At 58.2% G+C, this 1,020-nt stretch carries 2 protein-coding genes; both read left to right on the forward strand.

All coding sequences use genetic code 11. The features are described 5' to 3' along the window. Positions 1-601 (forward strand): tyrosine-type recombinase/integrase (locus ACWERV_RS36870; RefSeq protein WP_452941274.1); only part of this gene is annotated, 601 nt, incomplete at its 5' end. Next, positions 594-1,020, forward strand: a 427-nt coding sequence (locus ACWERV_RS36875; RefSeq protein WP_452941276.1) for a hypothetical protein, incomplete at its 3' end; no start/stop codon positions are given. The genes ACWERV_RS36870 and ACWERV_RS36875, both read left to right, overlap by 8 nt.

A 1,020-nucleotide genomic window follows, 5' to 3' on the forward strand; every position in this document is an offset into this window, starting at 1 on the left:
AGCTGCCATACTGCAGCGCGCCACCAAACGTTACGGCGTCATATCGCCACGGACGCAACGCCCACTCAAGGTCTTCGCAACGCGGCTTCGCAGGAGTGCCGCGACTGCGCTCGCGCGCGAAGGTTACTCAGCTGAACAGATTGCCAGCTTTCTCGACCACGAAGACCTGCAGAACGTGGGAATTTACACCGACGCGACTCGTGGGACCGTCGAGGCGCTTGACGCCGCTCTTGCCGACAGCTATGCGCCGTTCTTCAATGCTTTCCAGGGCGCTATCCCGAAGCCGTCGACTGATAGGCTCAATCTGAAAAGCGTTTCTTACGTCACTGACGACGGACAATTCCACACGCTCGGCGAATGCGCGCAGGAAAACGCGCCGTGCGCGCTTCATCCACCGTACTCATGCTACGGAGGATGCGAGATGTATCGCCCCTTCTCCGACGTAGAACACGACGTGCTTCAACGGGACTTGCTCACTCGCCGCGAAAAGCTTCGAAAGGCCGGGACCGTTGCGAAGCGCAGAATGGCCGGCCTCCTCGACCTTGCCATAATCGGTCTTGCGCATGTCAAGCGCCTGATTAAGGAGCTGACCGATGCGTGACAACCTGAGTAACCTGCGGGTCGAGCCGATTTCGACTTCATCATTGGGCGGTATCGTGCCCCAGCTCGCGTCGGTGGCACAGCTTGACCCACGAGCGGAGAGCTGCATTGCAGCTCGGCGCCAGTTCATCGCGCTCCACAAGACCTCTCAACCATTGGGCGCCGTCGACTGGTCTCAAAACTGCTGGGACGTTACCGAGGCACTGAAAGATACGTTAAAGGGCTATAAAGCACGTAACCGAGCGCGTATACACTTTACACAACACCGCACAGACGAGCATCGGGAACTCGGACTACGCGTTGGGCCTGCCTTTCCCGAAAGGGATGACCTGGCTGATGTCATCAAGGCATTCGTGTGTCACCGGCATGTAATCAACCCGGTGACGGACATGAGACACATGGTCTATATTCGCGCTTGGC

It is taken from the genome of Streptomyces sp. NPDC004031, assembly GCF_053604375.1.